A 24,526-nucleotide genomic window follows, 5' to 3' on the forward strand; every position below is an offset into this window, starting at 1 on the left:
TGCTGCTGTGTTGTTTGGGCCATGCGCCGCATGGCTCCTTCCCAGAGACGGGCCCGAAGGCCCGAAGAAAGCATCGTGCGGTCCCGGCTACTTGGTGCCGTAGACCTTCTGGGGATCGAAGACCACGGGGGAGCACTCGCGCACCACGCCGTTGTCCCATTCCCGGTAGAAGCAGGAACGCCGTCCCGTATGGCAGGCCGCGCCGCCGATCTGCTCGATCTTGAGCAGCACGGTGTCGCTGTCGCAGTCCAGGCGGATGGAAAGCACTTTCTGTACGTTCCCGGACGTACCGCCCTTGTGCCAGAGTTCCTTGCGGCTGCGGCTCCAGTAATGGGCCTCGCCGGTTTCCAGGGTACGTTTCCAGGCTTCTTCATTCATATAGGCCAGCATGAGCACTTCGCCCGTGGCCGCGTCCTGCGCGATGGCGGGGACCAGTCCCTTGGAAAAATCGGGACCGAAATCCGGCTGTAATTGCGCCATGGCTCCCTCCGAATCAAAAAAACATGCTCCGGTGCCCCTGTTCGTACGGCGGGTGCGCCGGTGAGGCCTTTCAGGCTAGCCGCATTCTTGCCCGGACGCAAGCGGCGCCCGCATCCGGCGGCCTTTTTTCACAGCCTGCCCGCCGCCGGTGACAGACTGGCGACGCCGGGGTGACAAGAGCCGCGCCCCGTGCCTTTTTGACGCCCCTGCGTACGGGGAACGTTTCGGGCGCTGCCTGACGGAAAGATGGTCAGGCTTTTCAACAACGCGGCCTGCCCCTACACCCGGCAAAGGGGGCGCTTTTGTCCGGCTGACGCTATCGTGAAGGCCTTTGCGGGTCGCCCCCGTACCCGTCGCGGGAGGGCCCCGGCGGCGCCTTGCGCATGGGCGCCGCTTGTGGCAGTTTAGTGCGTTTCCGACATCAAAAGAATAACCCATCCGCATCGGCGGCAGACGGGATCCCCCCGGCCGCCATGCGTCAGAGAGCCATCATGTCCGACATTACCGATCCTACCTGCCCCGCCTCCGCCGGAGAGGCCGCGCAGGAACAGGCCGCCCCTGCGGCCGAACTTTCCACCCCCGGCGCTTCCCTTGAGAATTTTTCCGTGGCCGAGCCCGAGAACGCCCTGCCGCGCGCCACGCTGGAGACCCTGCCCGAGACCATCGCCGCTGCCTGCGGCCGTGCGGGCTGGACGTCCCTAATGCCCGTGCAGTCCCTGGCCCTGCCGTACCTGCTGGAAGGCCGCGACATCATGGTGCAGTCCCGTACCGGCAGCGGCAAGACCGGCTGTTACCTGCTGCCCCTGGTGCCGCGTCTGGATCCCGAACTGCACGCCGCCCAGGCCCTGATCCTGGTGCCCACCCGCGAGCTGGCCGTGCAGGTGGAACACGAGGCGCGCACCCTGTTCGAAGGCACGGGCATCCGTCCCGTGGCCGTCTATGGCGGCGTGGGCTACAAGAAGCAGATGGATGCCCTGCGTGACGGGGCCCAGCTGGTGGTGGGCACGCCCGGGCGCGTGCTGGACCATCTGCTGCGCCGCACCCTTTCGCTGGACGATCTGGACGCCCTGGTCTTCGACGAAGCCGACCGCATGCTGTCCATCGGCTTTTATCCCGACATGAAGGAAGTGCAGCGCTACCTGCCGCGCCGCCGCATCCATACCAGCATGTTCTCGGCCACCTATCCGCCGCATGTGCTCAAGCTGGCCGGGGAATTTTTGACCGAGCCTTCCATGCTTTCCCTTTCGCAGAAGGAAGTGCATGTGGCCGAAGTGCAGCATCTGTTCTGCCAGAGCCGCCCCATGGACAAGGACCGCGTGCTGGTGCGCCTGCTGGAGACCGAGAATCCGGCATCGGCCATCATCTTTTGCAACACCAAGGCCAATGTCCATTACATCACCGGCGTGCTGCAGGGCTTCGGTTACAATGCCGACGAGCTGTCGGCCGACCTTTCTCAGGCCCGGCGCGAAGCCGTGCTGGACAAGATCCGCCAGGGCAGCCTGCAGTATCTGGTGGCCACGGACGTGGCCGCGCGCGGCATCGACATCCCGGCCCTGTCCCATGTTTTTCTCTACGAGCCCCCGGAAGACCACGAAAGCTACATCCACCGTGCCGGCCGTACGGGCCGTGCCGGGGCTGCCGGTACGGTCATCTCGCTGGTGGACATCATGCAGCGCATGGAACTGGAGCGCATCGCCCGTCATTACAAGATCGCCCTGCGCGAGATTCCCGCGCCCACGGACGAGGACGTGGCCGTGGTGGCCGGTGCGCGCGTGACCACCCTGCTGGAGAGCCGTTTCCGCAAGCTGACCGGTCTGGAGAAGATGCGCGTGGCCCGTTATGCGCCGCTGGTGCGCGAACTGGCCAGCCAGGCCGAGGACGACGAGAACGGCCTGCTGCTGGCCATGCTGGTGGATGCCGCCTATCAGGAGAGCCTGGGCCATGTGCAGCAGCTGCCCGAAGGCCGCAGCGAGTCTTCCCGCCGTGGTGACGGCGAGGGCCGGGGCCGCAAGCGTTCCTCCCGTCGTCGCCGTGATCGCGGGGACAAGAGCGCCGAGGCCGCTGCTCCTGCCGCCGAGGCCGTCGCGGACGCCGCGCCCGCGGCGGATGGCGGGGATGCTCCCGCCCCTGCCGAAGGGGAGGGCACGGCCAAGCGTCGCCGTCGTCGCCGTCGTCGCAAGCCTGCGGCTGAAGGTCAGGCAGAAGCATGAGCAGTCTGATGGCCGTCCGTGCCGATGCGGTACAGGAGGCCCTGGACAATTTTCCCGTCCTGCTCCTCGATCTGGATGCGGGACGGGCCCTGCACATCCTCGGTATCGGCCGTTTGCAGTTCCGGCGTCGCGCCCGTCTGCTGGCGGAGTGGCGCGGCCTGTGCATGGCCCTGTGGCGTCTGGCCCTGCAGCGCTCCTTCCCTGAGCATGCCGAGGCCATGTTCCGGCAGTTCCGGGAAAGCTTCGGGCAGAGCCATACGGACAAGATCTCTGCCCTGGCCCTGGAGCGTGCCCCGGCCTACTGGGAGGTGCTGGCCGAGCGGGGCGATGCGGACTTCCGTCCCGTGTCCCGTTTCCTGGCCGCTGTCTTTTTCGAGGACGAGGCCCGCGCACAGGCCATGGCCCTGCGCCTGATGCTGCATGTGCGGCAAACCTATCAATCCATTTTCGACCGTCTTATCTGAGCAACTGGACCATCATGGATACTTCCCCTTCCGCGTCTCCCCGCGCCACGGCCGTCACCATCGGCAATTTCGACGGCGTCCATCAGGGCCATCAGGTCCTCATCCGCCGTGCGCTGACCTACAGCCAGCAGTTCGGCCTGGATTGCGTGGTCATCACCTTCTGGCCGCATCCGCGCGTGCTTTTCGGTAAGCCGCATCAGCCCCTGACCAGCCGGGCCGCCCGCATGCGCCTGCTGCAGGGCCTGGGCGATCTGCGTGTGCTGGAGCTGCCCTTCACCCACGAGCTGGCCGCGCTGTCGCCCGAGGAGTTCGTCCGGCAGCACCTGCTGCCGCTGCGGCTCAAACATCTGGTCATCGGCCATGACTTCACGCTGGGGCGCGGTCGCAGCGGCCAGCCCGACGTGCTGCGCTCCCTGGGCGAGAAGTACGGCTTTGATGTGGACCAGCTGCCGCCGGTGGAAGTGGGCGGGCATGTGGTCAGCTCCACCTGCCTGCGCGAGCTCATCGGCAAGGGCGACGTGGCCACGGCCGCCAGCCTGCTGGGCCATGCCTACGGCTGCGAGGGACTGGTGGTGCACGGCGAAGGCCGCGGCACCGGTCTGGGCTTCCCTACGGCCAATATCGCCATCCCGGACACCATGTTGCCCGCGCCGGGCGTCTACGCCACCCGCGTGGTGGTGCCGCACCTGGGCAAGACCCTGCAGGCCGTGACCAACATCGGCCGCAAGCCCACCTTCGGGGACTACGGCCTGAGTATCGAGAGCTTCCTGCTGGATACGGACCTGAACCTCTACGGCAATGAGCTGCGTTTGGACTTCGTGGCCCGTTTGCGCGACGAGAAGCGCTTCGAGTCCGCCGATGCCCTGGTAGCCCAGATCCGCACCGACGTTGCCCGGGCCCGCGATTTGCTGACCATGTATTTTTAGAACAGACGGCGATGGTATAACGCACCTGAAATGACGGGGCTGCCCTGCGGGGCGGTATCCTCATGCCAGCTAGACCGGCGTGTAACGAGAGATCGTTACGCGCCGTTTTTTTGTCTGATATATGTAATTGCGTGATTTTAATACGGTTATAATCCGTTGAAAAATATGTTTTCCTATTTTAAAAAAATATAATTTTATAACACGCATTGGAGAAAGCGATGAAAAATGAAGTGTTTTTTAGTATGTTTATAATTATTATATGTATATTTGTCTGTATCATAATTTTGAGAAAGTATGCTAGGAAAGTAGAAGCATTTTTTAGAAAATATAATGTGAAATTAATAGTTAAATTTTCTTATAAAAATATCGAATTATATGAACGGATGTCTAGACGTAATGGATATTTTGTAGAGATACTTGGAACAGATAAGGTTGAAGAAATTGAAAAAGAATCACGTAGGCAGCTGAAAGAGGAATTCTTTAAAAATATAAAAGAACTTGAAGAGTATCAGGATGAAATAAAATCCAGTAGTGGGGATATGGATGAATTTTTGAGAATAGAAAAAGCGAAAGTGGAATTAAGAGAGATATATGACAGGTGTGTTTTGATATATCCTTTACTGATGCCAAATTTAATTCCACTAGAAGATTTTGATGAATTATATGAGAAATATTGCAAAAGGAAATGATTTTTATTGAATAATTTTGTATTACTGTGAGGTTGCTATGACGCATGAGGTCTCCCCACAACATGCGATATTCGGGCATTTAGGGACTCGTCTAAGCGTGGAAGAAAGAATTGTATTGGATATTTTTAATAAATTTTTGCCACGAGGTTGGGAGATATATGTACATCCACATTTGAATGGGGTGCAACCAGATTTTATCCTTCTTAATCCTAACGTTGGTATTGCTCTCTTTGAAGTAGAGGAGTGTTCATGGACTGATAATAGCAGACTTGAAGAAAAAATAAAATTTGCACAAAATGTATTAAATAAAATAAGATTATATAAAAGAGAATTATACGAGCTTTACTGTCCGCGTCTTGGTGAAGCCTATGGTAATTCTCATGCTGCATGGGCGGTAATCACGACAGGTGTGATTTGTCCAAATTTGGATAAAAATTTTCTTATAAAGTATTTTTACAATAACTTAGATGACGGAGAAAGGAAATATCAATATTTTACGGTTAGCGGATGTGATGAAGTAACATCGAAAAATCTGCAAAAAATTTTTCCAGAAAGTTATCGTTCCCATTCGTATATCATGCGAGAAGAATATGCACAGGATTTGCGTGCATGGCTCGTGGAACCTGATTTTTCCAGAATCCAGAGAACTCCTTTACCTCTAAGCCGTATCCAAAAAGATCTGGCTTCTACGCGTACAAAAAGTGGTTATCGCCGCATAAAGGGGGCTGCGGGATCCGGGAAAACCGTTGTGTTGGCAAAACGTGCGGCAATACTGGCTGCGGAAGGGAAAAAAGTTCTCATTTGTACATTTAATATAACGCTTTTAAATTATATTCATGATTTGGTTATTCGTAGTTTTGATGGTAAAAATGGGCTTTTTAATATAGAGTTTGTACACTTTCACAGGTGGTGCAGATTGGTTTGCTATCAATATGGGTATTCAAATGAATATTTGAATATATGGAGAGATGAGTCTGTAACTAGCGATAAAAAAATCAATAAGATCCTTCCTGATTTGACCTATAGGGTGATAGAAAATAATGAATTTAGTAAATATGATGCGATACTTGTTGATGAAGGACAGGATTTTCAACCTCTTTGGTGGACCGTATTGCGTGCGGCTTGCAAACAGAATGGAGAAATGCTTCTTGTTGCTGATCAGACGCAGGATATTTACGGTACGGCAAGCTCGTGGACTGATGAAGCTATGGAAGGTATGGGATTTCGTGGTGATTGGGTCAAACTTCCATTCAGTTATAGGCTGCCGCCTGACGCACTGAAAATAGCGCAGGACTTTATTCGTCGATTTTATAGTGAAAAGCAGTTTGAATTTCCAGTCGATGACAGAGATGCCCTTCCAGATATATGGCCTTGTCAGCTGCGCTGGATTCAAAGCTCCCTTGAGAGACGAGGAGAAGCCTGTTTTATTGCTGTCAAAGATATGATGAAGGCTTGCGGAGAAAAAAGCAAAGCGGCTATTCCTGATATAGTTGTTTTATCTGAAACAGTAGAATGCGGTCGTGATATTGTTTGTGAACTTGGTAAGCGAAATATAAAAACTATAGATACATTTGATGAAAATGCTCAAAATCAGCGTCGAAAGAAAATGGGCTTCTGTATGGGGAAATCCGCTGTTAAAGCAACGACGCTCCATAGTTTTAAAGGGTGGGAAGCAAGATTTATCGTATTATGTATCATCTCATCGACAGAAAAAAATATATCCTTGCTCTATACAGGCATAACAAGATTGCGCCGTCATGAAAAAGGTTCTTATATGACAGTCGTGTGTTGTGATGACGGCCTGGCTGAATTTGGGAAAAGCTGGCCTGTTTTTTCGCTGATTCGCTAAGGTGTTTGCTCCCCATAAAAGAGCGGTCACCTTTTTCTGCCCCTTGAGTCCTGCCGCGCTCCGGCATAAGGTGTCCGCCGGAGGAAACACGATGCTGGCAGACCTGCATACCCACACCAACACGTCCCACGGACACCACAGCGCCGCCGAGATGTACGAGGCCGCTGCCACGGCCGGACTGGATCTTTTCGGCCTGAGCGAGCATTCCCCCCTGCCGGAGGAATATGCCTGTAAGCTGTATGTGGCGGCGTTCCCCGGCAATTTCCGGGACTTCGTCCGGGACGTGCAGGCCTTGCGGCAGCGGGAGCTGGAGCGGGGAGACCGACCGTTGCCCCTGCTGGGCGTGGAACTGGACTGGCTGCCCGACTATCCCAGGCACATGTGCCGTTTCCTTTCCTGCTGGCCGTTCAGCTATGTGATCGGCTCCCTGCATTATGTGGGGCTCTTCCCGGTGGCGCGTCCCAACACCTGGACCGACGGCCGGGAGGCCGCCTATGCCCGCTACCGGGAATATTATGAAGAGATGGCGCGCATGGCGGCCAGCGGGCTGGTGAACGTGGCCTCGCATCCCGACTTCATCAAGCGGGCCTCCTACGGCCTGTTCCATGAGTGGCTGCGCGAAGAGGGCAGCCTGGATCTGGTGGCCCGTGCCGTGCAGGCCATGGCCGATAACGGGGTCATCATGGAGGTCTCGTCGGCCGGGTTGCGCCAGCCCTTTGCCGAGCCCTATCCCTGCCCGGCCATCATGGGGCTGGCCGCCGACTTCGGTGTGGACATCTGCCTGGCCTCCGATGCCCACGACAAGGCCGACGTGGGTGCCGGGCTCGCTGACGTGGCCCGCTACGCGCGTGCCTACGGCTTCCGTTTCGATACTCTGCCCCTGCGGCCGGACGACATCGCCACCCGGCCCGCCGTGCTGGCGCAGGCCCTGGATTATCTGGACGGCCCCCTGCCGCGATTGCGTTTTTCGCTATAGTTTCGAAAGGTTTTCCGATCCCCGGACGATATGTGGACGGGGGCATACTGAGGCATCATGGCTCCGGCAGCGCCGGAGCTTTTTTCATACCATCCGGCAGGGCACTGCGAGGGATGCCTGCGCTGTTTGGCTGAGATGCGCCGCCGTTGCCGCAGGACTGTCGATGTCCGGCCCAAGAGAGGACGCTCCCTCCCGAGCCGTTTTTTTTATGGCCGGTATCAGCTGTGCGGCAGCAGGCGGTGCAGCAGCCAGCCCAGGAGCGGCGCCAGCAGCAATACGGTGTACAGGCGCACCAGATGGAAGGCCAGCACGGCGGGGGCGTTGGTGCCCAGGTCGGAGGCCATGCCCACCACGGCCTGGAGCCCGCCGGGGCTGGTGGCCAGAATGGCGCTGCCCGCATCCAGCCCGGCCGAGCGGCAGATGAACCAGGCCCCCAAAGCACCGGCCACGACGAGCAGGGCCGTGGAGCCGAACATCAGGGGCGCCATGGCGCGTATCTCCAGCAGGGTGCCGCCGGTCATCATATTGCCGACCATGACGCCGATGGCGATCTGGGCCCCCAGCTGGAACAGACGGGGCGTATCGGCTTCCACATGTCCCAGCATCTTGACGGCCAGCACGGCCACCACGGCCCCCAGCATGGCACCGCCGGGGATATGCAGGAAGAAGAACAGCAGGCCGCCCGCGATGCCGCAGGCGATAAGGAGCAAGAAGGTGGTCATGGGTCCTCCATGGGTTGCAAGGGAGGGGACCATGATGCGGCAACAGGGTCGTGGCGGTCAAGGTTGCGCGAGCAACGATTTTTCGGGGTTGCCGGAAAGCGCATGGCTGCCGCCGTGCGGTGGGTACGGGGAGCGGGACGCCGGAGCAGGGGAGCCGTGGGAAGGTGGGGGAATCGTCCGCCCGTGACGGACGCGGACGGTCAGTACTGCTGGCGGAGACGGCTGCCGGACGAAGCAGGAAAAAGGGGAAGGAAAGCGCTTGTCCAGGGCGCTTCCTTCCCCGCTGTCATTTTTTCCACCACCACTGCGCGCGGCGGCAGAGCAGTTCGATATCACCGGCAGCGGCCACGTTGAGCATCTTGCGATACTGGCGCACGGCCTCGTGGCTGTACGGATTGGCCTCGAAGAGGCCGGTGAACATGGTGCCGTCCTCGGTGAGCATCTTCTCTGCCGCGTGCAGGCGGCGGCGGAAGGAGGGGGTGATATAGGGCAACAGGTCTTCCTGCCCTGCCAGCAGGGCAAAGTAGGCCAGGTTGGTGATGAAGTTCATGTTCTGGACGCGGGCCATGGCGCGGTCGTGCTCGTCGGCCGTGGCCCGGAAAGTGCTGCACCCCAGGGCCCGGAAAAAGGCTTCCACCAGGGCCGTGTCCTCCGCGCGGGCCGTGCGGCCGGGCGTAACGGTCACTGGCAGGCCGTCCTCGTCGGGCGTGGCCGGGCCGAAGAGCGGGTGCGTGCCTACCACCGGACCGGGCCAGATGGCTTCCATCTGCTGCAGGGGACGCACCTTCACCGACGTGATGTCGGCCAGGATGGCCGTGGTGGGCAGATGGGCGCAGACCGTAGCGGCCACGTCGGCAAAGACGGCCGCGGGCACGCAAAGCAGCACAAGGGACGTATCCTTACAGGCCGGGGCCAGTACCGCGTCCGTCAGGGGCACGTCCACGCCCCGTATGTCCAGACCGGCAGCCTTACCGCGGCGGCAGAGCATGGCGCCCATGCGGCCCCGGCAGCCCACGACGAGCACGGCGCGTCCCCGCAGGGAGACCGCGGCTTTCGCGGGCACGGGGCCGGTTCCGTCTTCGTCCGCCCTGGGCGTCGTCGTGTCCGGGCTCACAGCAGCCGCTCCCAGACCTTCCAGAAGGTGGGGAAGGACTTGCGCACCACTAGCGGATCGTCCAGCAGGGCGTCCATGCGTTTGCCGTGGGGCAGGCCCAGCAGGGCCAGGGACATGGCGATGCGGTGGTCGTTGTGGGCCGAGAAGCGCGCGGCTTCGTCCCAGACCGGGCCCTCGGGACCCAGACCGTGGACGGTCAGGCCGTCGTCATGCTCGTCCACACGCACGCCCAGCCGGGCCAGCTCGGTGGCCGGGGCGGTGATGCGGTCGGATTCCTTGATACGCAGATGGGCCACGTTGCGCACCCGGGTGGGCCCCTGGGCAAAGGCGGCCAGCACGGCCACCGTGGGCACCAGATCAGGGCAGTGGCCCATGTCCACGTCCACGCCGTGCAGGGACGAAGGATGCACGGTGATGGACGTGCCCTCCACCTCGGCCCGGGCGCCCATGGCGCGCAGGATGTCCAGCATGGCGCGGTCGCCCTGCAGGGAATCGGCCCTCAGGCCGTCCACACGCACGGGGCGGCTGCCCAGGGCACCGGCGGCCAGCAGGTAGGAGGCCCCGGACCAGTCGCCTTCCACCTGATAGCTGCCCGCACGGTAGGTGCCGGGCTGCACGGTGATGCGCAGTCCGTCGGGACGGGCGGTGCGCAGGGCGCGCCAGCCGCCGTCGGGCAGGGTCTGCCACGGACCGTCGGGCTCGCGGGTCTCCACGCTGAAGCGGATGCCGAAATCTTCCAGACAATGCAGGGTCAGGCCCACATAGGGCCAGGACACGGCCTTTTGTCCGCCCAGTTCCACACAGAGGGGAGCCGGAGCCAGCGGCGCTGCCAGCAGCAGGCCGGAGAAATACTGGCTGGAGGCATCCATGCCCAGGCGCACGCGGCCGCCGTTGCGGGCGGGATCGAGGCCCGCAGCCCGCAGCAGCAGGGGCGGGCAGTCGGGACGCTGCTCGAAGCGCACATCCGTCCCCAGGGCCTCCAGGGCGCGGGTCAGCTCGTCGATGGGCCGCTCGTGCATGCGCGGCGCACCGTGGATGCGGAACAGGCCGTGACCGGCAGCCAGCACGGCGGTCAGCAGGCGGCAGGTGGTGCCGGATTCGTGCACGTCGCAGCTCAGGGGCGTGTCCGTGCCGCCCCGGGGACGGCCGTCCATGCCGGTGACACGCCAGCCGCCTTCCTCATCGGGCAGGGCTTCCATACGGGCTCCGGCGGCGCAAAGGATGGCGCGGGTGCATTCCAGGTCACGGCTGTCCAGCACGTGGTGCAGCTCGGACGTGCCGTGGGCCAGGGCCGCGCCGATGCAGTAGCGGTGCGAGATGGATTTGGAGGCCGGGGCCCGCACGCAGGCGGTATCGGGACTAGGCATGGTTGTCCTCCACGTCGTCCAGGCCGATGCGGTCCAGCTGCGGGCCGGTGGCGTAGCTGCCCAGGATGCGGAAGCTGGTGCAGGTCTCGGCCAGCTTCTGGAGCAGGTCAGCATACTGGGGGGCGGTCAGGTCGCATTCCACGTCCGTGAAGAAGACGTACTTCCAGCACTGGCCGCGCAGGGGGCGGGACTCCAGCTTGCGCATATTGATCTTGTGCTCGGCCAGCAGGGAAAGCACGCAGGAGAGCGCACCGGACTTGTCCGGCAGGGTGAAGAGCATGGAGGTCTTGTCCGCGCCGGTATGGCCGGGCACGGGAGCGGTGCGCGGCAGCTTGTCCAGCTGTCCCACGGGCTTGGGGCCGATGATGACGAAGCGCGTCCAGTTGCCGGGCTCGTCCTCGATGCGGCGGGCCAGGATGGAAAGGCCGGTCATGTCGGCCAGCTTGCCGTTGCCGATGGCCGCGGACTGCGGATTGGCGGCGGCCATGCGGGCCGCGGCGGCGGTGGACTCCACGGGGATGAGACCGGCCTGGGGCAGGTGGCTGCGCAGCCAGCCGCCGCACTGGGCCAGGGGCTGGGGGTGCGAGTAGACCGTGGTGATCTCGGCCAGGCTGGCGGCATGGCTCAGCAGACAGTGCGAGATGGGCGAGAAGAGCTCGGCCTGGATATGCACGTCATACTTGAGGAACAGGTCGAAGCTGACGCCCACGGTGCCCTGCAGGGAATTTTCCAGCGGCACCACGCCCAGCTCACAGCGGCCGGAGTGCACGTCGGCGAAGACCTGCGGCAGGTCGTTGCAGGGGTGGAAGCTGGCGGCATGGCCCAGATATTCCACGCCGGCAAAATAGGAGAAGGTGCCTTCCGGGCCCAGATAAGCCACGTTCTGCGGGCGCTGCAGGGCGCGCGACGAGGAGAAGATCTCGCGCCAGATGGCACGCAGGTGCTCTTCGGGCAGGGGGCCGTCGTTCTTGCGGGCCAGGCCGTCCAGCACTTCGCGCTCGCGCAGGGGCTTGAACACGATGCCGGGGTCACCGGCCTTGATGCGGCCCACTTCCAGGCTCAGGGCGGCGCGGCGGTTGAACAGGGCCAGCAGTTCCTGGTCCACGCTGTCGATCTCGCCGCGGATGGCGGTCAGGCGCTGGGGGGCGTCGGAGGGGGAATGTGCGTCGGCCATGCTACACCTCGCGGATCTCTTCCTGGATGCGCATGCCGAAGTGGCGGCCTGCCTGATCCAGACGGCAGAGCACCGTATCGCCGGGCTTGAGGCTGACCACGCTCAGGGGCGTGCCGTCAGGGGCGGTCAGGCGGATGGTCTCGGCGTTCTGCAGGAACACGGCGCCGCGCTTGGGGCCTTCGGGGGTCTCGGCCTCGGCTTCCACCAGCAGCATGGGGCGCACTTCGATCTTGACCCGGCCCACCGTGGCCACGCTGGTCTGGCCGTCGGCGCCCACGATGAGCACTTCCTGTCCTGCGGCCAGCTCGCCCAGGTAGCAGGTCTTGTCGTGGGGCAGGCGGGCATAGGCATGCACGGCCCCGGCATTGACCCTGAAGGGACGGGCGGCCACATATTCGTTGTGTTCGGTCTCGGCATGGACAAGGAAGGTGAAGGCGCTGGAATTGCCCACCAGCATGCCCTGGCCGCGCTTGAGCAGGGAAAGGGTGTCGGCGCAGACGCGGTGCCCCAGGCCCACGGGTTCCACGCGGGTGATGACGGCTTTCTGCAATTCCTCGCGTCCCTGCGAGATCTTGCACTGGGCCACGATGGCCTTGAGCTCGGCCAGGGCCTCGGGCAGGACCACGATGCCGTCCACGCCGCGTTCCAGGATGCCGGCGGCCAGACGGGCTTCTTCCAGGCTGCCCGCCTCGGCCAGCACATTGTCGGCCTGGGCCAGCAGGTTCTCCACGGGGATGATCTCCCAGCCGCGGGCCAGGCAGGCGGTCTCACCGGCCTTGAGGCGGGCCACCAGGGCCTCCTCGTCGGCCTTGACGTTCAGCGGCACGCTGGCCACGTCCTCGCAGGCCCAGACGGTGCAGCGGGAAAGGGCAGCCACCTTCTCCACCTGGGCGCGGGGCACGATGACCCCGTCCACACCGGATTCCAGGGCCAGGGTCACATCGACCTTGCTGAACGGTTCGCAACGGTAGTAGATGCGGGCCATGCTATTCTCCCACGATGGCCAGGGCTTCTTCCACCGTGGCGTTCTCATGCACGATGGCACGCAGGGCACGCACGAGCTGGATGCGGTTGGGATGCTGGAACACGTTGCGGCCCATGGAGATGCCCGCGCCGCCGGCCTTGATGGCGTCATGCACCATCTGGAGCACGTCGCGGGTGGATTCCATGCGTTCGCCGCCGGCGATGACCACGGGCACGCAGCAGGAGGAGACCACGTCGGAGAAGCTTTCCATGTCGCCGGTGTAGGGCACCTTGACGATGTCCGCGCCCAGTTCCACGCCCACGCGGGCACAGTGGGCCACCACGTCGGGAGCGAAGCCGTTCTTGATGGCCGGGCCGCGGGCGTACATCATGGCCAGCAGGGGCATGTGCCAGTCGTCACAGGCGGCGGCCACGCGGCCCAGGTCGGCCAGCATCAGGCGCTCGTTGGGATCGCCCAGGTTCACATGCACGGAGACGCAGTCGGCGCCGTGCTTGATGCCTTCTTCCACGGTGCCCACCAGGGTCTTGGTGTTGCCCTGGGGAGAGAGCATGGTGGAGGCGGACAGGTGGACGATAAGGCCCACGTCCTTGCCGGCGTTGCGGTGCGAGCAGCGGACCAGGCCCTTGTGCATGAGCACGGCGTCAGCGCCGCCCACGGCCATGTCGTTGACGGTCTCGCGCATGTCGATGAGGCCGTCGACGGCACCGATGGTCACGCCGTGGTCCATGGGAACGATGATAGTGCGGCCGGTTTCACGATTGATGATGCGTTCCAGACGAACCTGTTTGCCAAGGTACATGGGATCTCTCCTTGTGGAATGGAGCCGTTCCGGCGGCGCTGGATACAAAAAAAGGGCCGCCGGCTATATGCCTGCGGCCCCGAAACTCTCTGACAGAAGATGTCAGCAAAGCTCCTGACCACAGGCTCCGCTAAAGTACGCAAAATAAAACCAGCTAAAGCAAAAGCCGGTAGCAGCGTAGCAGGAGGTGGCAGGAACGAAACGGGACATCTTCAAAACTCCAACAGTTTCCACGAACGCTACGCCGCAGCCCGGGGCTTGTCAAGAGTCGCTCGTGAAAAAAATGCCTCCCGCCGGAAAATAGCGGGAGATGTTTTTATATCTTATTGTTTTTATTAAATTAAAAAATCGATTGCCCGTATAGGTAAACACCGCAGCGCCCGCAGCGGCGGTACGCCGCTCCCTGCGGAGGCACCACTATCGCACAAAAAAAGGGCAGCTGACGCGGTACGTCACCTGCCCTTTTTGCCTGTCTGTCGTGTGTCTTACGCCCCGTGGGCCAGGGCCTGGACGGGAGCGGGTTCCAGCTTTTCGCTGTGCACGGCCTGCTGCCCGGCGTTTTCGGCCAGGGGCGCGGCGCTGGCCGTGACCGGGCGCAGCTTGCGGCTGTGCAGGCGCTGGAAGATGAATTCCGCGGGCTTGGTACCTGCCGGGATGGCGGCAAGGGGGAATTCCGCGCGGCCCAGGTTGCGGTGGCCGCCGGCGGAGCCCACGTCGTAGAAGCAGGCGTCGGCCAGACGGCCGATGTCGCGGCTGCCGTCACCGCGGAAAATGACCACCACGGTCTTTTCCACCACGCCGCAGACGGCGATCCACTTGAGGCCGTGCACACGGGTGAAGAAGTCGGCCACGGCCACCAGCAGGTCGGCGCTGTCCACCTCGTTGAGCCAGACCATGGCCCCGCCCCGGCAGTCGCGCAGGGAGCGGAAGGCGCGGGAGAAAAGGGGCAGCCAGGCGCGCAGGTACTCGCTGCGGATGATGCGGCGCAGCAGGGTGGCGTCGGCATGCTTGATAAGCCACTGGTAGGCGCGCAGGTCGTCCTCGCCGCCGGAACGCTCGAAGGTGGCGGTATCCGTGCGGATGCCGTAGAGCAGCGCCGTGGAGAGCAGCGGCCCGGGCTTGATGCGCAGGCCCTGCAGGTAGCGGGTCATCATGGTGCTGGTGGCACCGAAACCGGGGCGGATGTCGCAGAAGGGCACCTGCGGCAGCTGGCCTGCCGTGAGGGGATGGTGGTCGATGATGAGGTCGAAGCTGATGCCCTGGAACGCCGGGTTGTGGTGGGGCTGGGAGTCCACCATGGCGAAATTGGTGTAGAGATCGGCCTTTTCGGGCTGCCAGAGCTTGGCCGGGATGCGCAGGTAGCGGATCATGGCCAGGTTGTCGGGCCGGGTGACTTCGTTGATGCGGAAGATGTCCACACCGCGCACACGATGCGCCATGATGCGCTTGAGCGCCAGCGCCGAGGCCAGGGCGTCCGGGTCCGCCGAGATGAGGATGGCCCAGCGCTGATCCTTGGTCAGTGTCTGCCGCCACTGTCGCATCTGCGCTACATAGGGATTGGTCATGACCGCTTTACTCCGCTGTTTTGGCGTTGTTGGGGCCGTGCGGGCAGCCGGGGGACACGGTATCCGGCTGGCTGGCCAGCAGGTCGCGCAGGAGGGGCAGGGATTCCTCCACCCCCTGCCAGCGGAAGATCTCCAGCAGATGACGGCAGTTCCCGGGCAGACGGCCGGCCAGTTGCCGTGCCAGATGCTGCTGGGCTGCCGTGAACCGGTGCAGGGCCAGATGCTGGTCCTGGGTGCCGGGGGCGCTCCAGTGGACCAGGGCCGCTGTCTCGGGCAGGGGGGATGCCCAAAGTGCGTTTTGAGCATAGCCCATGAGGTGACCGACGTCCAGACAGAAGCCCAGTCCGTGATCGGCCGGAAAGCCGCGTCCCAGGCCGGCGATGTCGCAGATGTCGGTGTTCTCCAGCAGCAGGGGGATCTTGCTGCGGCGCTGCCAGCAGGCGGCGGCCTGACGCAGGATGAAACGCTGCAGCACGGGGCTGCCCTTGGGGGCATGGAGCACGGCGCCCCAGGGTTTGAGCCAGGCCACCCGGTCAAAGACGCGCAGGGCCAGCTCCACGGCCACGCGCACGGCTTCGGCGTCCTTCTTTCGCGGCCAGGGCAGATCCACGGGCAGGTGGACATGCCAGCTCAGGGGCAGGTCCGCCAGCGCGGGGGGCAGGTCTTCGTCGTCATAGGCCAGGCAGGAACGGGCCTCAAAAAGGCACAAGGCCACTTCATCGACGCGCCCGGCCAGAAAGCGGGCATTGTCGGCCACATTGGCGGGCATGACAAAAGAAGGAGCGCCGATGACGGGGCCGGGGGTCTGCTTCATGGAGCCTCCTTGGGAGCAGGGAAGGGGAACGCCTTGGGGGAAGGGTTCCCGGATACGGGCAGGGATGAGCGTTGCCTGAAGCCATGGCGTCCGGGGATGCGGAAGATCGAAGGCATCCCGGACCGGCAGCAGGTCGGCTGCAGTGCGGCAAGACGACATCCGGGCAGCAAAGCCCGTGCGGGGCCCTGCCTGACGGTTTCCTGAAAAGGTAGGTATTCCAGAGGGAAAAGGCAATACCAGGCATCGCTGCCGGTACGGGCGGGAGAGCTGACGGTCTCCCGTGTCACATTGATGTCCTGCCGTCAAAGGCCCGCCCGGCCCCGTTCACGGCGGCATGGACCGGGAAGGGCGTACCGGCCCTTGTCCCTGCGGGCCGGGATGCCGGAGAGGCCGCGCTCCTGCCGTGCCCGCCTTGATGGAGGTCCCCGGCCGGTGAGTTCTGGCGAGAGGAACGGGAAAGGGGAAGGGGAGACCTTCGCCGCGGCAAAGGCTCTCCCGCTTCCCCCGGATGTTTATGTACGCATCCAGGCCTCAGGGCCGGGACTACAGCAGTTCCTGCGTCTGCCAGCCGTGGGCCTCGGCAGCGGCGCGGGTCTGGGCACCGCCCAGTACGCAGGTCACGCCGTGGCCGGCGGCCTCGGCCAGCACATCGGCGAAGTCGCGGAAGTGCTGCGCCGTGGTGCCGAGGATCTCGTCACGCATCTGCTGGCGGGCGTCCTCGTCGTCCCCGGCCAGATGGCGGGCCAGGCCCTGCGCGCCGCGGGCGTCGGGCAGCAGGTAGCTGTCCAGGTCGCCGATGGCGCCCACGATGGCGCTGGTGAGCTGCTCCTTGTCGGGACGGAAGGAGCGCAGGTAGTCGGCCATCTGGTCATAGGCGGTCAGGGTGTCGTCCACGTTGGGGTCGCGGTAAGAGGCGCAGACCAGGGTGCCGCCCATGCGGTCCAGCATGCAGAAGGCGCCGTAGGCACCGCCGCGCACGCGCACGCGTTCCCACAGATAGCCCATGCGCATGTAACGCAGGATGACGCTGGCCGAGCCGTGGTAGGTGTAGCCCAGGTCGTAGAGGTTGGCCGCCTTGCCCACATAGTTGATCTGGGCAGGGGCCAGGAAGGCTTCGGCGGCGGGCAGACCGTCGCTGAAGGGCGGCAGGACCAGGGCCGCGTCACGGCCGGCGGGCAGGGCGGTCAGCAGGTCGGCGGCCTGCCGCTGCACGGCATCCAGACCGGCGGTCTCGGCCGTGCAGTCCACCAGCACGTCGGGGCTGGCCACGATGAGGCGGCGCAGCTCGTCCAGATCGGCCAGCAGGCTGTCGGGATCGCTGTCCAGGCGCTGCAGGTGTTCGCGCACGGCCATGAGCTGGCTGATGCCCGACAGGCGCTCGGCCAGCAGGCCGGAGGGCGTGAAGTGGGCGCGCAGGCGGGACCCCACGGCCGAATGACCGGCCGCCACCAGGCCGTGTTCCAGACGGGCCTTGTCTTCCAGCAGCATCTGGCGCAGGCGCTCCAGACGCACGGCGCGGTCGGTCAGGGGCTCCAGCAGGATCTCGCGGAAGATGTCGAACAGGTCGGGCACCTTGTCGTAGACGGCCTTGCCGGCCACGCTCAGGTATTTGACCAGGCCGCGTTCCCCGCGGGTGGTGGCCAGCAGGGGATCGGCGCCCACACCGCCGGTCTTGGCGGCCATGCGCGCGCCCAGTTCGCTGAAGTCGCGGCGGGCGGTGCCCACTTCGGTGAGGCTGCGGGCAAAGAGGGGCAGCAGGGGCTCCAGGCGGGCCGGGACGGCGTTCAGGGGCAGGAGCAGGGCCGTATAGGCGATGCCGCTGGTGGGCAGGTCGTGGGCCAGCCAGGTCTGGCCGCCGCTCAGGGCCTCCCGCGCGCAGGGCACGGGCGTGTTGCGCAGGGGCAGGGCATCCATGCCCAGGCTGGGGATGGTGGCCAGGGCCTCGGGGCTGTCCGGAGCGGACTGGGCGGCCTGCAGACGGCTGGTGGCCTCCACAAGCTCCTGCCGCTCGGCATCGGAGCAGGCTTCGTACACGGCGGCCAGGCGGGCGGCCTCGCGGTCCTCACGGGCCTTGGCCAGACGGGCGTCCGGCAGCAGCACCACGGTGGCGCGGTGTTCGTTGTTGAGGAAGTGGTCGCGGATGGCGTTCTCGAAGACCTTCTCCCCGGCGGCCAGACGGGCCTTGATGTCGGCCAGCGGGCCTTCCCAGGCCAGCGGAGCCAGCGGATCGCCGTCATAGAGCCAGGTGGACAGAGCCTGGATCATGGCCGAGAGGCCGCGCGGGAAGCGACCGGAATTGTTCTCGCGGTAGGCGAATTCCACGCTGTTGACGGCGGCTTCCACGGCAGCGGGGGCGATGCCGTCCTCGGCAAGATCGGCGAGGGTCTCGAAGATGAGCATCTCGGCGTCCTGCACCTTGCGCGGGTCCACGCCCTTGAGACCGGTGGAGTAGTACATCTGGCGCAGGTCGGTCTCCAGGCCGCAGCCGGTGGTGTCTTCGCCCAGGCCGGAGCTGATGAGGGCCTTGCGCAGGGGCGAGCCCGGCAGACCTTCGAGGATGTGTTCCAGCATCTCCATGAGCAGGGCCTGATGCACGTCGCCACGTTCGCCCAGCAGCCAGTTGACCGTGAACAGGGCCGTTTTCTGGCCGTCGGTGGCGGCGTAGGGCACTTCCACCTGCCGGGGCGTGTCGCGGCGGGGCTGCAGGGGCACGGCGGAGTCCACCGCACGGGCGGTATAGCCCTGCAGGGCCTCGGCCACGATCTCCAGACGCTTTTCTTCCGGGTCATCGCCCCAGAAGAAGAAACGCGCGTTGGAGGGATGGTAGTAACGGCTGTGGAAATCGCGGAAGGCCTCGTAGGTCAGGTCCGGGATGACTTCCGGGTTGCCGCCGGAGTCCAGGCTGTAGAGCATGTCCGGGAAGATGGCCTGCTGGCTTTGTTCGGCCAGCACGGAATCGGGCGAGGAATAGGCGCCCTTCATCTCATTGTAGACCACGCCCTTGTAGGTCCAGGGGCCCTTGGTGTCCTCGGCCTCCACGTGCCAGCCTTCCTGACGGAAGATGTCCTCGCTGATGCGGGGATGGAAGACGGCGTCGATGTAGACGTCGATGAGGTTGTAGAAGTCCTGCAGGTTGGCGCTGGCCACGGGGTAGCAGGTCTTGTCCGGGAAGGTGAAGGCGTTGAGGAAGGTCTGGAGCGAGCCCTTGAGCAGCTCCACGAAGGGTTCTTTGACCGGATATTTGTCCGAGCCGCAGAGCACGGAATGCTCCAGGATGTGGGCCACGCCCGTGGAGTCCGTGGGGGGGGTGCGGAAGCTCACGCCGAAGCACTTGTTCTCGTCGGCATTGCTGACGGAGAGCAGCTGTGCGCCGGTGACGCCGTGTTTCCAGAGCCGGGCCGTACCGCCCACTTCGTGCAGGCGGCGCTCGGTGACGAGTTCGAAACCATGACTGTTCATGAGGGATCCTTTCAGGGAAGGTTCGTTGGTAAGATTCATATGGTTCGGCTATACTATGGAGCCTGCCGCTTTGCAAAGAGCGTGCTGGCGCCCCGGCGCAGGACCCTTTGCCGGAACGGCGGCCGCGGACTGTATAAAAAAAGCACATGGGCCGCCTGCTGCGGGGCAAAGCGTCCAATTTTTTTACAACCTGCCGGAATGGCGGGAAAAAGTGTTCAATTTCTGTACAGGTGCCGGGGCAAGGAAAACGCCTTTTTTAAGCCTTGTTTTGTAATAGATTGTTTTTATTATAAAAACATATTTTGGCACGGCGATTGCTGTATCCCGTACAACAACGGCATCGTCCGGGACGGGCCCTCCGGTCCGCCACCATTAACGGGGACAGCGCCGAACAGATATACATGCCATACCATCTTCTTCCTTCATGGAGGTCCGTCATGGAACACCACAAATTTCTTACCGTCCGCGCTACCGCGGCAGCCGCATGGCCTCTTTGCTGCCTCGGCCCGCGACAGACCGCGGTAGCGTGGACAGCCTGACGGACCTCCTTCGAACCTGAAACGAACATCCTCCGCTTCTTCTAAGACCTCCTTCCCCGGTCGGCCTGTCCCCCCCCAGGACCGGCCGGGACTGAAAACAGCAACCTCCTTCCTCCTGAAAAAGTCCCTCCCCCGGCCGGCTCGTCCCTCCTTCGGAGCCGGCCGGGAACATACCGACCTTCCTCCTCCTGATACCCCCCCCGGCAGCCCCGCCCCCCCTTGAGGGGCTGCCGGTGATCCCGGAAAATTTCCCGCTAGCGGAGAACATCGGACCCGGCCACGCGCCGCGTCACGGCTCCGTTACCGGTACGGCCACGGAACGGCAGCAGCCCCTGCCATGTCGCCTTCAAGCGCCGGCAGGCAACGCCGCAGTCTTCCCCGGTCAGGCTCCCCGCTTTGGGGAGCCTTTCTTTTTGGTGACGCTGCCGGATCTTTCAGAGGCATCAGGCGAATGTTTTCCGATGTGCCAAAAGAAATGCCGCCTGTCGGGAAAGGAGCGGCTCTTTGCCTTCAGGGCTTGCCATTTACGGGCTTTTGGTCTATGGAAACTCGTTCATCGAAGCACACTCCGGCAGCGGCCCGGGGTGCCCGGCAATGCGCTACGGCGCATTTTTCGTTGTCTTCCGGTCATGGGGCCGGGGGCGGCGGCAGGCCGGGTTGCAGGGTCTGGGCCGGTGTGGAAGATCACAACCCTTTTGGAGGATTGAAAAATGGCTTACGTCAGCATGAAGCAGATGCTGGAAACCGGCGTGCATTTCGGTCACCAGACCCGTCGTTGGAACCCCAAGATGCGTCCTTACATCTTCGGCGCCCGCAACGGCATCCATATCATCGACCTGCAGCAGACCGTGAAGCTGTTCCGCGTGGCCTATGACAAGGTGGTCGACACCGTGGCCAACGGCGGCAAGGTGCTGTTCATCGGTACCAAGCGCCAGGCCCAGGAAGCCGTGGCCACCGAAGCCACCAAGGCCAACCAGTACTACGTGACCAACCGCTGGATGGGCGGCACCCTGACCAACTTCGTCACCATCCAGAAGAGCGTGGAACGCCTGAAGAAGCTGGAAGGCATGTTCGCCGACGGCAGCATCAACCGCTACCAGAAGAAGGAAATCCTGCTGCTGGAACGCGAAATGCAGAAGCTGGAACAGACCCTGGGCGGTATCAAGAACATGGATCGCCTGCCCCAGCTGGCTTTCATCATCGACCCCCATCGCGAAGACATCGCCGTGAAGGAATGCCGCAAGCTGGGCATCCCGATCGTGGCCGTGACCGACACCAACTGCGACCCCGATGTCATCGACTACATCATCCCCGGCAACGATGACGCCATCCGCGCCATCAAGCTGTTCGTGACGGCTTTCTCCGAAGCCTGCCAGGAAGGCGAAGCCCAGATGAAGGACGGCGCCGCCGTGGAAGCCAACGCCGAAGAAGCCATGCAGAAGGCTGCCGAGACCGAAGCTGCCGCCGAGTAGTTTTGGTACGGTCTTCTGACCTCGGGCAACGCTGTTGCCCCGGGCATCGGCCCTGCTGATGCCCGCGCCCGGACGGGGATGCCCGTGGCGGGCGACGCAGGAACCGGAGCGGCAAGGCTCCGGCCCCCCCATGCTTCAAAAGGTGGCGGCGCGGCTTTCGGGCTGTGCCGCCACCCTGCGCACTGCGCGATTTTTTTGGAATCTTGCTCCGGCCCAGGCCGGATACACAGGAGAATACAATGGCTATTTCCGCCGCTATGGTGAAGGAACTGCGCGAAAAGACCGGCGCCGGCATGATGGACTGCAAGAAAGCCCTGGTGGAAGTGGACGGCGACCTGGAAAAGGCCGTCGACTGGCTGCGCCAGAAGGGTATGGCCAAGGCTGCCAAGAAGTCCGGCCGTGCCACCAGCGAAGGCCTGGTGATGGCCGCCGTGAGCGCTGACGGCAAGACCGTGGCCATGTCCGCCCTGCTGTGCGAAACCGACTTCGTGGCCCGCGGCGAACAGTTCGAAGCCCTGGCCGCCAAGGTGGCCCAGAGCGTGCTGGACAGCAACCCCGCCGACGCCGAAGCCCTGAAGGGCCTGGTGGGCGAAGACGTGACCCAGCTCATCGCCTCCGTGGGCGAAAACATGCAGCTCGGCAACTTCACCCGTCACACCCGTGAAGACAACGAAGTGATCGGCCAGTACATCCACGCCAACCGCAAGATCGGCGTGCTGGTGGACCTGGTGTGCGACAGCGCCGCTACCGCTGCCAAGCCTGAAGTGCAGGAACTGGCCAAGAACGTGGCCATGCAGGTGGCCGCCACCAACCCCATGGCCCTGGACGGCGCCAGCCTGGACGCCGCCGCCATGGAACGCGAGCGTGAAGTGTACCGCCAGAAGGCCCGCGAAGAAGGCAAGCCCGAACAGATCGTGGAAAAGATCGCCGAAGGCGCCGTGAAGAAGTTCCAGAAGGAAGTCTGCCTGATGGAACAGCCCTACATCCGCGACGACAAGAAGAGCATGACCGAAGTGGTGCGCGAAGTGGCCAAGGCCGCCGGTGGCGACATCAAGGTCGCCGGCTTCAGCCGCATCCAGCTGGCCGCTGAATAAGCTGTCCGCTATAAAGATCCCAGGAGGGGCTCCGGCCCCTCCTTTTTTTTGGCCTTTTTCCCGGCCATGCCGACGCTTTCCTGACGGACGCCGGCGTATGCTGCCTTCATCCAGTCCGGGACCTCATGCGGAGCGGGAGGGCCGGGCATCACTTCAGCATCACTGCCGCAAGGAGGCGGAAAGCTCCCATGTGGGATTTCTCGTGGATCGCCGATCCCTCGGCCTGGGCCGGGCTGGGCACCCTGATCGTGCTCGAGGTCGTGCTGGGCATCGACAACCTCGTTTTCATCTCCATCCTCACCTCGCGCCTGCATACGCAGGAACAGCGCCGCCGGGCTTTCCTTACCGGTCTTGGTCTCGCGCTCGTCATGCGCCTGGTGCTGCTTTCCGCCATAGCCTGGATCGTCAGTCTGACCGAGCCCCTGGTCACGATCTTCGGCAAAGCCTTCTCGTGGCGAGATTTCATCCTCATGGGCGGCGGTATCTTTTTGCTGCTCAAGGGGACCATGGAGCTGCACGAACGCCTGGAAGGCGGCATGGCCGAATACTCCTCGGCGCCCACGCGCTCGGGCTTCTGGCAGGTCATCATCCAGATCCTGGTGCTGGATGCCGTGTTCTCCCTGGATTCCATCATCACCTCGGTGGGCATGGTGGACCATATCCCGGTGATGATGCTGGCCGTCATCGTGGCCATGCTGGTCATGGTCATGGCCGCCGCACCGCTGACCAGTTTTGTGGAGCGTCATCCCACGGTCATCATCCTGTGTCTGGGCTTTTTGATGATGATCGGCCTGAGCCTGCTCATGGACGGCCTGGGTTACCATATTCCCAAGGGTTACCTCTATGCGGCCATCTGCTTCTCGGTGCTGGTGGAGATCTGCAACCAGGTGGCCCTGCGCAACCGTCGCAAGCGCATCAGCATGCGCGACATGCGTGAATCCATGGCCATGGCGGTGCTGGGGCTGCTGGGCGGCGGACGTCCCGGCGAGGAAGAAGCGCGGCGCGATGCCGCGGCCCTGGCCAGCGAGAGCGATGCCCAGCCCCTGTTCGAGCCGGAAGAGCGCGACATGGTGGCCCGCGTGATCCGCCTGAGCGGACGCACGGCCCGCTTCATCATGACCCCGCGCCACCGGGTACGCTGGCTGGACAGCGATGCCGACTATGCCACGGCCTGCCGTTTTGCCAGCGAGAGCCTCTCGCCCTGGCTGCCGGTGCTGGACCCGGACAGGGACGAGGTGCTGGGCGTGATCCATACCGGGGATCTGGCGGCCGTGACGCCCCAGGGGCCCGTGACGGGCACGGACGGCCCCGGTACGGCAGCGCCGCAGGATGACGGTAGCGGACAGGTCTGGAGCGTGCTGCCCCTGCTGCGCTCCGCGCCCACGATCTTCGAGCATGCCTCGCTGACGGAGATGCTGGAAACTTTTCGCGAAGAGCCCACGCCCCTGGCCTTCGTGCGTGACGAATACGGCAGCGTGGTGGGCTGCATCACGCCCACGGATCTGGTGAGCGTGCTGGCAGGCCAGATGGGCGACATGCCCGCCGGGCCAGAAGCCTGCCGTCAGCCTGACGGTTCGTGGCTCATGCCCGGTCGCCTGACCGTGGATGCCGTGACCTCCTGGCTGGGCATCCACCTGCCGCCGCGCAGCTCCTCGGCCACACTGGCGGGGCTGTTGCTGGAAGCTCTGGGGCATATCCCGCACGAAGGCGAGCGGGTGCGCATCCAGGGCTGGCGGATGAAGATAGTGAAGATGGACGGCAACCGCATCGACGAGGTGCTGGTCCGCCGTCTGGAACATTAGCTGTCCCGGCGGGGCGGCGTCTGCCG

The 24,526-nt window shown here is 63.3% G+C and carries 19 protein-coding genes; 9 read left to right on the plus strand and 10 right to left on the minus strand.

What is annotated here, in order from left to right; genetic code table 11:
• Positions 1 to 87: 87 nt before the first annotated feature.
• On the minus strand, positions 88 to 480 hold the full coding sequence (hisI, locus tag ACQRBR_RS11330; protein WP_303879439.1) for a phosphoribosyl-AMP cyclohydrolase: 393 nt from the start codon (positions 478 to 480) through the stop codon (positions 88 to 90).
• A 491-nt stretch (positions 481 to 971) separates the two neighbouring features.
• On the opposite strand from hisI, the gene ACQRBR_RS11335 reads away from it, so the two are divergent.
• The 6 genes from ACQRBR_RS11335 (at position 972) to ACQRBR_RS11360 (ending at position 7,594) form a co-directional block, all read left to right on the plus strand.
• Positions 972 to 2,690 carry a DEAD/DEAH box helicase gene (locus ACQRBR_RS11335; RefSeq protein ID WP_321127127.1) on the plus strand — a complete coding sequence of 573 codons (1,719 nt, stop codon included), beginning with the start codon at positions 972 to 974 and terminating at the stop codon, positions 2,688 to 2,690.
• Positions 2,687 to 3,154, plus strand: coding sequence for a hypothetical protein (locus ACQRBR_RS11340; RefSeq protein WP_427812999.1), 468 nt, complete (start codon positions 2,687 to 2,689; stop codon positions 3,152 to 3,154). The genes ACQRBR_RS11335 and ACQRBR_RS11340 overlap by 4 nt, the downstream gene beginning before the upstream one ends.
• Before the next feature lie 14 nt (positions 3,155 to 3,168).
• Positions 3,169 to 4,080, plus strand: coding sequence for a bifunctional riboflavin kinase/FAD synthetase (locus ACQRBR_RS11345; RefSeq protein WP_427813000.1), 912 nt, complete (start codon positions 3,169 to 3,171; stop codon positions 4,078 to 4,080).
• 218 nt (positions 4,081 to 4,298) lie between these two features.
• The gene (locus tag ACQRBR_RS11350; RefSeq protein WP_427813001.1) at positions 4,299 to 4,769 is read left to right on the plus strand and encodes a hypothetical protein; all 471 of its coding nucleotides are present in this window, start codon (positions 4,299 to 4,301) and stop codon (positions 4,767 to 4,769) included.
• A 37-nt stretch (positions 4,770 to 4,806) separates the two neighbouring features.
• Positions 4,807 to 6,618, plus strand: coding sequence for a UvrD-helicase domain-containing protein (locus ACQRBR_RS11355; RefSeq protein WP_427813002.1), 1,812 nt, complete (start codon positions 4,807 to 4,809; stop codon positions 6,616 to 6,618).
• 91 nt (positions 6,619 to 6,709) lie between these two features.
• The gene (locus ACQRBR_RS11360) at positions 6,710 to 7,594 is read left to right on the plus strand and encodes a histidinol-phosphatase HisJ family protein (RefSeq protein WP_427813003.1); all 885 of its coding nucleotides are present in this window, start codon (positions 6,710 to 6,712) and stop codon (positions 7,592 to 7,594) included.
• Between the two features lie 218 nt (positions 7,595 to 7,812).
• Here ACQRBR_RS11360 and ACQRBR_RS11365 read toward each other — a convergent pair whose 3' ends face one another.
• The 9 genes from ACQRBR_RS11365 to ACQRBR_RS11405 all read right to left on the minus strand — a co-directional run bounded on the left by ACQRBR_RS11365 (position 7,813) and on the right by ACQRBR_RS11405 (position 19,593).
• Complete coding sequence (locus tag ACQRBR_RS11365; RefSeq protein WP_427813004.1) at positions 7,813 to 8,316, minus strand: AbrB family transcriptional regulator; 504 nt, start codon at positions 8,314 to 8,316, stop codon at positions 7,813 to 7,815.
• A gap of 286 nt (positions 8,317 to 8,602) precedes the next feature.
• Positions 8,603 to 9,430, minus strand: a complete 828-nt coding sequence (locus ACQRBR_RS11370; RefSeq protein ID WP_427813005.1) for a prephenate dehydrogenase/arogenate dehydrogenase family protein — start codon at positions 9,428 to 9,430, stop codon at positions 8,603 to 8,605.
• Entirely contained in the window at positions 9,427 to 10,797 is a 1,371-nt protein-coding gene (locus ACQRBR_RS11375) for a 3-phosphoshikimate 1-carboxyvinyltransferase (RefSeq protein WP_427813006.1), read from the minus strand. The genes ACQRBR_RS11370 and ACQRBR_RS11375 overlap by 4 nt, the downstream gene beginning before the upstream one ends.
• Positions 10,790 to 11,971: a prephenate dehydratase gene (gene pheA, locus ACQRBR_RS11380; protein WP_427813007.1), complete on the minus strand. Its 1,182-nt coding sequence runs from the start codon at positions 11,969 to 11,971 to the stop codon at positions 10,790 to 10,792. Before pheA ends, ACQRBR_RS11375 begins: the two co-directional genes overlap by 8 nt.
• A gap of 1 nt (position 11,972) precedes the next feature.
• The gene (locus ACQRBR_RS11385; protein ID WP_427813008.1) at positions 11,973 to 12,956 is read right to left on the minus strand and encodes a 3-dehydroquinate synthase II family protein; all 984 of its coding nucleotides are present in this window, start codon (positions 12,954 to 12,956) and stop codon (positions 11,973 to 11,975) included.
• Position 12,957: 1 nt separating this feature from the next.
• The gene (locus ACQRBR_RS11390) at positions 12,958 to 13,755 is read right to left on the minus strand and encodes a 2-amino-3,7-dideoxy-D-threo-hept-6-ulosonate synthase (protein ID WP_006007824.1); all 798 of its coding nucleotides are present in this window, start codon (positions 13,753 to 13,755) and stop codon (positions 12,958 to 12,960) included.
• Positions 13,756 to 14,240: 485 nt separating this feature from the next.
• Positions 14,241 to 15,320, minus strand: a complete 1,080-nt coding sequence (locus ACQRBR_RS11395; protein ID WP_427813009.1) for a DHH family phosphoesterase — start codon at positions 15,318 to 15,320, stop codon at positions 14,241 to 14,243.
• A gap of 7 nt (positions 15,321 to 15,327) precedes the next feature.
• Positions 15,328 to 16,134, minus strand: coding sequence for a cobamide remodeling phosphodiesterase CbiR (gene cbiR / locus ACQRBR_RS11400; protein ID WP_297139074.1), 807 nt, complete (start codon positions 16,132 to 16,134; stop codon positions 15,328 to 15,330).
• Between the two features lie 543 nt (positions 16,135 to 16,677).
• Positions 16,678 to 19,593: an insulinase family protein gene (locus tag ACQRBR_RS11405; protein WP_427813015.1), complete on the minus strand. Its 2,916-nt coding sequence runs from the start codon at positions 19,591 to 19,593 to the stop codon at positions 16,678 to 16,680.
• Positions 19,594 to 20,842: 1,249 nt separating this feature from the next.
• Between ACQRBR_RS11405 and rpsB the strand changes: the two genes are divergently transcribed.
• From rpsB to ACQRBR_RS11420, 3 genes are all read left to right on the plus strand, one after another.
• On the plus strand, positions 20,843 to 21,604 hold the full coding sequence (rpsB, locus tag ACQRBR_RS11410; protein WP_006007837.1) for a 30S ribosomal protein S2: 762 nt from the start codon (positions 20,843 to 20,845) through the stop codon (positions 21,602 to 21,604).
• 239 nt (positions 21,605 to 21,843) lie between these two features.
• Positions 21,844 to 22,698, plus strand: coding sequence for a translation elongation factor Ts (gene tsf / locus ACQRBR_RS11415; RefSeq protein ID WP_006007838.1), 855 nt, complete (start codon positions 21,844 to 21,846; stop codon positions 22,696 to 22,698).
• Positions 22,699 to 22,886: 188 nt separating this feature from the next.
• Positions 22,887 to 24,500 (plus strand): TerC family protein, encoded by a 1,614-nt coding sequence (locus ACQRBR_RS11420; RefSeq protein ID WP_427813010.1) that lies wholly within the window; start codon positions 22,887 to 22,889, stop codon positions 24,498 to 24,500.
• Positions 24,501 to 24,526: the final 26 nt, after the last annotated feature.

The sequence above is a fragment of the Desulfovibrio sp. SGI.133 genome (assembly GCF_050313955.1).
In the GTDB taxonomy this organism is placed as follows: domain Bacteria; phylum Desulfobacterota; class Desulfovibrionia; order Desulfovibrionales; family Desulfovibrionaceae; genus Desulfovibrio.